This window comes from Microcystis sp. M53603_WE2 (assembly GCF_030065435.1).
The window spans coordinates 1-8,564 of record NZ_JASJFF010000986.1 but is presented as its reverse complement, the minus strand read 5'-3'; the positions used below and the strand labels follow the sequence as shown (position 1 = coordinate 8,564).

At 44.2% G+C, this 8,564-nt stretch carries 7 protein-coding genes; 5 read left to right on the top strand and 2 right to left on the bottom strand.

Features of this window, described 5'->3' with window-relative positions; genetic code table 11:
• The coding region (locus PX481_RS20865; protein WP_288095778.1) for a signal recognition particle receptor subunit alpha at positions 1-408 on the bottom strand (408 nt) is incomplete at its 3' end.
• 170 nt (positions 409-578) lie between these two features.
• A complete protein-coding gene (locus PX481_RS20860; protein WP_002759593.1) occupies positions 579-995 on the bottom strand; it encodes a hypothetical protein in 417 nt (138 codons plus the stop codon).
• 84 nt (positions 996-1,079) lie between these two features.
• On the opposite strand from PX481_RS20860, the gene hslO reads away from it, so the two are divergent.
• The 5 genes from hslO to PX481_RS20835 all read left to right on the top strand — a co-directional run.
• Positions 1,080-1,994, top strand: coding sequence for an Hsp33 family molecular chaperone HslO (gene hslO / locus PX481_RS20855; protein ID WP_002759591.1), 915 nt, complete (start codon positions 1,080-1,082; stop codon positions 1,992-1,994).
• A gap of 63 nt (positions 1,995-2,057) precedes the next feature.
• Complete coding sequence (locus PX481_RS20850; protein WP_002759589.1) at positions 2,058-4,013, top strand: hypothetical protein; 1,956 nt, start codon at positions 2,058-2,060, stop codon at positions 4,011-4,013.
• A gap of 630 nt (positions 4,014-4,643) precedes the next feature.
• Positions 4,644-5,855 (top strand): pentapeptide repeat-containing protein, encoded by a 1,212-nt coding sequence (locus PX481_RS20845; RefSeq protein WP_223213003.1) that lies wholly within the window; start codon positions 4,644-4,646, stop codon positions 5,853-5,855.
• Positions 5,856-5,965: 110 nt separating this feature from the next.
• Complete coding sequence (locus PX481_RS20840; RefSeq protein WP_288095776.1) at positions 5,966-7,624, top strand: Ppx/GppA phosphatase family protein; 1,659 nt, start codon at positions 5,966-5,968, stop codon at positions 7,622-7,624.
• Between the two features lie 215 nt (positions 7,625-7,839).
• Positions 7,840-8,564, top strand: a 725-nt coding sequence (locus PX481_RS20835) for an alpha/beta hydrolase (RefSeq protein ID WP_288095774.1), incomplete at its 3' end; no start/stop codon positions are given.

Here is an 8,564-nt window from a genome sequence, read left to right as displayed (position 1 = left end):
GGTGGCCACCATCAGGCAGCTTTTGGACTGTTTGCGGAGATATAGGGCTAATTTGGCGGTGGCGGTGGTTTTTCCTGTCCCTTGCAACCCGGCCATTAAAATTACGGTGGGGGGTTTATCGGCCTGAGCTAGGGGAACGTTACTTTCCCCCATAATTTTAACTAATTCATCATAGACAATTTTGATAAATTGCTGACCGGGATTGACTCCAGAAATAACTTCAGCGCCGAGGGCTTGTTTCTCGACCTCAGCAATAAATCCCTTGACTACCTGTAGGTTAACATCTGCTTCTAATAAGGCCCGCCGGACTTCTTTGAGGGTTTCTTGTATATTGGCCGAGGAGATTTTATCTTGACCTCGTAATTTTTTCCATGCGTCTTCTAAGCGGTCGGCCAGTGCGTCGAACATAGTTTCGGAATTAAATTTTTAACTAGATCGATTTTATCTCAAATGTCGGGGGAAGACCCCTGTTCTTAGCCTGTCATTAGTCCAGGGCCTGCATAGTGCAGCCACTCTCCCGGTGTAGGAGAGTGAGCAGCGGGGAGAGACAATCCATAATTGGGTTTTTAAAGTGCGATTTACTTACTAGCCACTCCTAAATCCTTCACTTCTAACTTTTGATTGCTCAAAAATAGTCGTAATTTCAACAAACTGAGAGTTTGACCGAGATTGAGGGGAAGGAAAGAAATGCCTTCTAAACGCGATTGTAACCAACCATCGCCCCAATACCATTCGTGATAGCCATCGATACCTTGACTCAAAAGCAAGCGTAAACACTGGTCATTGGCCAATAAAACCTGATGTTGTACGGGAATTAAACCTAACCAAGAGGTAAAAGTCAAACCTTCCTCTAATTTATCGGGTAGATTGGGCGAGAGCATTTGCGGCCACAGCCATTGACGGAGATGAGCAGTTTTGAGCAAACTATCCCGGATAGCCTGTTCACGGGCCGAGATTTCGATACGCAGCTGACTTTGTTGAAAATTGCCGAACATATTGTTGTCTGATAATTTTTGTTAAGTTAGTTAAAGAATAACTAAAAATCGGGACAGCGTTTTCCAAGGATAACAGTAAGTAGTATGGCAGATAAATTAATCCGCGCCACGGCCGCCGATGGCGGAATTAGAGTAGTAGGAGTGATTACCACTCGTTTAACCGAAGAAGCCCGCCAAAGACATAAATTATCTAACGTAGCCACTGCCGCTCTCGGTCGCACGATGGCATCGGCTTTACTCTTGGCTTCCAGTTTAAAAAAACCCGGTTCTAGGGTCAATATTCGCATTAAAGGCGACGGTCCCCTAGGCGGTGTTTTAGTTGATGCTGGACTCGATGGCACGGTGCGGGGTTATGTGGACTGTCCCCAGGTGGAATTACTCCCCAATGCTCAGGGTAAATTAGATGTGGGTCGCGCCGTGGGTAACAAAGGTTATGTGCGAGTCTTGCGGGAAGAAAAAGGTGAGGAGAGAAATGAACTTCAGGAAAGCATCGTCGAGATAGTTTCTGGGGAAGTGGGGGAAGATATCGCCTACTACCTAGACCAGTCGGAACAAATTCCCTCCGCTTTGCAAGTGGGGGTTTTTGTCGGTACGACCACAGGAGTAACGGCAGCTGGGGGAATTTTATTACAAGTTCTCTCGAAAGAGGCCGCCAGGGATGAGGTCTTGGTGGCTCGTTTAGAGTCGAGATTGCGAAAATTAACGGGATTTACACCCCTTTTACGAGCAGGAAAGGGTCTAGAAGATATTTTTCAGGAACTTCTCGGAGATATGGGTCTAGAAATTTTTCCAGCTGTGCAGATGCTGCGTTTTGATTGTGACTGCTCTTTTGAACGGGCCTTAGGAGCTTTAAAATTCCTTGGGGTCGATGAATTAAAAGACATTATCGAAAAGGATAAACAAGCGGAAGCCATCTGTGAGTTTTGCCAGGAAGTGTATAGTGCCAACGAGACGCAATTAATCCAATTAGTCGAGTCTCTACAAGCTGAATCTTGCTGAGAAGTTGGGCAATGAGCGCCCTTAGGGTAAAATCTATCTAAAATATCCGTCAGGGAGTCGTGAATGTTTAAAGGAAAAGAATTAACCAAAAATCTAGTCAAACGAGAATCGATTGACTCCCTGACTCGTTGGCCAGAGAAAACTAAGTCTTTTCTTTTTCTCTTTTGGTCTCGATACCAGCATCGTTTCACTTGGAAAGTTTGGGCGGCTTTATTTGTCGTCGTCTTTGGCGGTGTTGGCTTTCTCGCCACTTGGCAGTTATTAAATATGCAGAAGTCGCCCAATTGCCCAAAAATCTTCTGGCCTATTGCTTCTGCCTCCCTGCGTCTCTACTGCGCTCAACTTTCCGCCGATAGTCGCACCGTGGAGGGTTTACTCGCAGCAATTGCCCTAGTGGAAGCTTTACCCGATGACCATCCCTTGCGATCGCAAGTTAATCAACAGGTGGAAGAATGGGCGCGAGATATCCTGAATTTGGCTGAAAAAGACTATCAAGCGGGAAATTTACAGCAAGCGATCACTAAAGCTCGTCAAATCCCCAATAATATGGCAGTAGCGGCAATTATTGAAGAAAGAATCGCTAAGTGGCAAGGAACTTGGACGGAAGGCAACGATATCTTAAGCAAACTAGAGGAAAATCTCCGCGCTTCCAACTGGAATCAATCTTTCCGCCTAGCAGTGGATTTATTGAACTTAAATAACGAATATTGGGCAACGGTTAAATATAATGAAGCGCTCGCTAAAATTACCGTCGCCCGGGAAGATAGCAGTAAATTAGATAATGCCTTTAATCTCTTTGCCCGGGGCGGTCTCGACAATTGGTTGAAAGTCATCGAAGAAGCTAGAAAAATTCAAGCCAGCAGTTATGCCTATCAGGAGGCAGAAAAATTAATCGGGAAAACCGAGGATAAACTAAAAGAATACGCCGAAAGATTAATTGAGCGGAAGCAATGGCAAGCTCTCCGGGATTTGGCTAACCAAACCCCCAAAGACCTCAAAATTAAAGAAGATGTCACCGATTGGTCCCTCTTGTCCGCAGCGGCCTTAGATGCGGAAGCCGGCACGGTGGAGGGATTGGAAGCCGGCATACTGGGACTAGAACAAATCGACGCTTCTCGACCTCTCCATCAAACGGCCCTAGCTATGAGGGAGCGCTGGCAGTTACAGGTACAGGATCTAAGAATACTGTCCGAGGCTAGAGATTTAGCACAAGCAGGTACGATCGAGCAGTATAGCACCGCTATCGCGAAAGCGGGCGAGGTTCCCCGTAATAACCCCCTCTGGTCGCAAGCACAGCAGGAAATTGCCTCTTGGAATCGTCAAATACAAGTGATTGAAGACCGGCCGATTTTAGAACGGGCGCAGGAAATCGCTCTCCCCGGCGATATTAATTCCCTCAGTAACGCTATTATTCAGGCGCGGGCAATCGCTAAGAATCGGGCCTTATACCGAGATGCCCAAAGGGAAATTCGCGACTGGCAAGTGCGGATTGAACGCATGGAGGATCAACCCATTTTAGATCAGGCTCAAGCTTTGGCCAATCTCAAAGACTATAGCACAGCGATCGAAACTGCCAATCAAATTCCCCCCGGTCGCACTCTTTCCTCGGAAGCTTCCCAAAATATCCGTCGTTGGCGCCGAGAGTTGCGGGCCCGTCAAAATCTCCAACAGGCTAATCAATTAGCGGCGACGGGAACCGCAGAAGGTTTAACCCAGGCGATTGCTTTAGTTACCAATATTTCCACTAAAACCGATGCGGGTGTGCAACGGACTGAATTGCTGGAACGTTGGAGTTATCAGCTTTTGTCTTTAGCCACGGACCTAGCTAATAATGGCAGTTATCTGGAAGCTATTCGCCTTGCTGAATCCGTATCCCCGGAAAGTACCGCTTACAGTTCGGCTCGCTCCCAAATACGAGGCTGGCGCAATATTCTCCAACCTCCGGCCCCACCACCAATAGTTGAATCGACTCCCCTTTCCCCAGAGTCCCCGATAGAAGCACCAAGTCCGGGTCAATAATCAGTTTTAGGGGCTGTTTTTGCCGTGGATTACCCCTAAAAAAAGTCCCTCATCCCCAGGGGTCTGTCAAGTTAAATCTGTATTATACTAAATCCTGTTTACAAGGGATAGGATGGCGGGGGAGCGGGGAGAAACAATCCATAACTTGGGAGTTCATCGCACTATTCAAAACCGATTTAGTATAAATTGCCAACAAATAACCAAAGCCAATTTTAAAAAGATAATAAGTAGGTAGGCGTTAAAAATTATCAGACACCCCCCTTATCAAGGCTGTCCATTAGTCACATCTTTCTTAACATTTCAAACCTTTGTAGCACAACGCTTTCAAGACTCGGTTAACAATTTGTAATATTCCTTGTTGACACCCTTACTGACAAAGAAAAAACTGAAATCAAGTCAGGATAAGAGTTGGAGTGCTTAATGAAAAAATTGTTAAGAAAGATCCCTATAAGGGATAGAAGGGTAGGGTTGATTCATGAATCAACCCTACTATGAATCGGCCCTAGTATTAAGGGGGGCAGGGAGGATCAAAGACAAAATCTATCTTCAATTTAATTATAACCACTTACTTACTTAGTTGTTATGAATTACATTAATCAATCAAGCAAAAAACAGACCTCCGTAATTTCTATGAAAGCAAGTGAGGTACTGGATTTATATGCCAAAGGGAAACGCAATTTTACAGGAGTAAAATTAAAAGGACAGTGTTTTCACGGACAGAATTTATCCGGGGCTAATTTTAGTCAAGCAGATCTGCGTGGTACTAATTTTCAAGGGGCTATTTTAGAGAGAACTAAATTTACCGAGGCCAGGGCAGGATTACTAAAGCGCGGTCGGCTACAATTAATTTTAATTTCTTGGTTAATAGCGGCTTTCTGCGGCTATCTGTGGGGATTAGCTGGTTATTATCTAGCTTTAATGCTGGTGACGGATGTAAGCCAATTTAAAATCATTGCTGCGGTGATAATCACGATTTTATCCCTAATTTACGGAAGATTTTATCGTCAGCGAGTTGGGGGATTACCCTTAGTTTTATCCTTGATTTCTGGTCAATCAACAAGTTTTATCCTAGCAATTTTTATCAGCTTAATTTTAAGTTTATTAACAGTAATTATACTAGCTTTTCAGAGAGCATTAGCAGGAATAGCCGTGATGAATGGAACTTTTTCTATAGCTTTGATTGTTGGGGTTTGTGGTACTTTATTCACCGCTTATCTGGCTTGGTTATCCCTAGAAGAATCAAGAGAAACGATGGCGAAATCGATAGCAATTGCTTTTTTAGCCAGTCAAGGTACAAATTTTTGCGGAGCAAATCTTAAAGAAGCTGATTTCACAGGAGCGCAATTAAAAGCCACCGATTTAAGGGCAAAAGATTTAACTAGAACTCGATTTTATCTGGTATCGGGCATCGAGCGAGCGCGTCGGGAAAAGACAATTCTGGACGAAGTTGCGATTAGAAATCTTCTGGTTACTGGTCAAGGGGAAAATAAAGCTTATATTGGCTATAATTTTCGCGGACTAAATCTTTCTGGGTTTAACTTCAAAAATGCCAACCTGAATAGGGCAAATTTGAGCGAGGCAAATTTAGCCTACGCTAATCTAGAAGGGGCAAATTTAGCCCATAGTAACGTGATGAGAGCCAATTTACAGGGAGCCACCCTGACGGGCGCTTGTATCGAAGCTTGGAAAATCGCCGAAAATACCAATTTAGAAGGGGTTGATTGTGATTATATCTATTTAGTCGAGTCCGAGGGAGAGCGCCGTCCCAGGGAGGGAGAATTTGGGGAAGGGGAATTCCGGCAATTGGCCCTGGAGCAGCGAAAATTGTATATTGACGAATAGGACAACTGCTATACAAAGCTAAAATTGCTGCGCCGAGGCGGACAATTAGAGGGATAATAAGACCAGCCTTAACACCTATCCCCCGACTGGTAACTGATCACTGATAAGCGATGGTGAATATTTCTAATCAAGTTACACCCAATCGGGAACTAGCGCCCCAGGCAAAAGTCCCCGATGTCCAAATCCTAGCGGCGATTGATATTGGTACGAATTCGGTTCACATGGTAGTGGTGAAAATTGAACCGTCTTTACCCGCTTTTACGATTATTGCCAGAGAAAAGGATACAGTCCGTCTGGGCGATCGAGATAGGAAAACTGGTAAATTAACCCTAGCGGCCATGGAAAGAGCGATCGCCGCTTTAAAACGCTGTCACGATCTGGCTATTAGTCTCCATGCGGATCAGATTATCGCTGTTGCCACTAGCGCCACCCGGGAAGCGACCAACGGCGACGAATTTTTGGCTTTAATCGAGAAAGAAGTCGGTATTTCTGTAAATCTCATCTCCGGACAGGAGGAAGCGCGCCGGATTTATCTCGGTGTCGTCTCGGGAATGGATTTCCAAAATCAAGCCCATATTATTATCGATATCGGTGGTGGTTCCACAGAATTAATCTTAGCTGATAGTCAAGAAATTCGCTTTCTTAGTAGTACCAAAATCGGCGCGGTGCGTTTGACCCAAGATTTGATCACCACCGATCCCATTAGTACCACAGAATTGGCCTATTTAAGAGCATACACCCGCGGAATGTTAGAGCGGGCAGTAGAGGAAATTAAACATCATTTACAGGTGGGAGAAGTGCCGCGTTTAGTGGGAACTTCTGGGACGATCGAAACTTTGATGACTATCCATGCTTTCGAGAAATTGGGGGAAATTCCTAATCCTTTAAATGGTTATCAATTAACCCGCAAAGATGTCAAAGAATTAGTCAAACGTTTCGCCGTTTTGGACTACCATCAAAGGCTGGCAATTCTGGGGATGTCCGATAAACGGGCCGAGATAATTCTAGCTGGTTCGATCGTGCTTTTGGAAGCGATGACCATGTTAGATGTTGATAAGTTAGTTCTCTGTGAAAGGGCCTTGCGAGAAGGGGTAATCGTCGATTGGATGCTGACGCACGGGTTAATTGATAATCGGTTACTTTATCAGAGTGAAATCCGTCAGCGCAGTGTCTTGAAAATAGCGAAAAAGTATCAAGTTAATTTAGAATCTGCTGAGAGAATAGCGGCATTTTCCCTGTCTTTGTTCGAGCAAACTCAAGGTCAATTACATTCCTGGAATCAGGAGGCTAAAGATCTATTATGGGCGGCGGCAATTTTACATAATAGTGGTTTATATGTTAGTCATGCTGCCCATCATAAACATTCCTATTATTTAATTCGCAATGGTGAACTGTTGGGCTATACAGAAACAGAGTTAGAAGTTATCGCTAATATCGCTCGTTATCACCGCAAAAGTAAACCGAAGAAAAGACACGATGATTTTATGAAATTAACGGAATATTATCAGTATATGGTCAGACATTTAAGTGCTATACTGCGCTTGGCCGTGGCTTTAGATCGACGACAAATAGGAGCGATTAAAAAGATTGAATGTAAGTATGATCCTGAATATAGAACCCTACATCTGCATCTTTTTCCCAATAATGCTGAAGATGATTGTGCTTTAGAATTGTGGAGTTTAGACTATAAAAAACCTGTTTTTGAGGAAGAATTTGGGGTGAAAGTAGTGGCAACTTTGGCATTTTTACCCTTAAATAATGAGCAGTGAGCGGTTATCATTGACTACCGCCGGTATTAGGTAGCTTGAAATCGGCGAGATTGGAATTTTCGAGACTTGTTACCCGTTATTCTAGGTCAAGATTATCGACCGTGGCAAATTGATAATTTTTGTTGATAGTCAAGCAAAAAAAACGTTAAAAACTGCGAAGTTACTGTTATAATGCAGAGGGAATAGGAACGCAGGAAGAAAAGGAGCAGAAAAACTTGTTGCAATTAGCTAAAATCGGTCGCTTGATCGCTCTGGGTTGCTTAGGAACAATACTGACTAGCTTCCCTGTCCTCTCGGCCGAGAGAATCACTTTTATCTTAGCGCCCTTTAGTCGTACCCTAGAAATTAGTTCCCTAGAAAAGTTTGCCAAAACTGGCAGAATTGACGCTAATCTAGGACAATATTTAGGTAATACAACTGCGGAACAACAAAAAGAATTTCGGCAAGCTTTAACCACAAGTAAAGAAATTAATCCCGTCCTGATCTCGCGCTTTTTTAACACCACAATGGGGGAAGATATCCTCAACCTTTTAGGGGAACTGATCACCATTCAAGGGGGTATTAATGGTAAATTTGCCCTGCGTTCTGCCCTAGTTAAATCAGCTTTTGAACCGGAAGGGGTAACTATTCTTAGCCTGCTGCGTAATCTGCCCACTAATATGCAGATTGATGTGACAAAAGTGCAAAGATTAGCCCGGGCGATCGATGTCGTCCTGAAAGCGACCACAGTATTCACGGAAAAGGTGGCGCAATTATCCTTAGAAGAAGCTAAAAAGGCTGGTGAAATTAATTTTACCGCCATGACCGACCCCCGACAACCAGGACCGCAACAAGTGGAACAGATGCGGCTGGATTTAACCGATAGCCGTCGTCAGAGGGAACTTTATCTAATTATTGTCAAACCCAAGGGGCAATTAACCCAGAAAACCCCCGTTATCGT

Excerpts from the sequence above, each read along its gene's own strand:
- PX481_RS20860 (WP_002759593.1), bottom strand. The coding sequence starts at position 995 with ATGTTCGGCAATTTTCAACAAAGTCAGCTGCGTATCGAAATCTCGGCC.
- hslO (WP_002759591.1), top strand. The coding sequence starts at position 1,080 with ATGGCAGATAAATTAATCCGCGCCACGGCCGCCGATGGCGGAATTAGA.
- PX481_RS20850 (WP_002759589.1), top strand. The coding sequence starts at position 2,058 with ATGTTTAAAGGAAAAGAATTAACCAAAAATCTAGTCAAACGAGAATCG.
- PX481_RS20845 (WP_223213003.1), top strand. The coding sequence starts at position 4,644 with ATGAAAGCAAGTGAGGTACTGGATTTATATGCCAAAGGGAAACGCAAT.
- PX481_RS20840 (WP_288095776.1), top strand. The coding sequence starts at position 5,966 with ATGGTGAATATTTCTAATCAAGTTACACCCAATCGGGAACTAGCGCCC.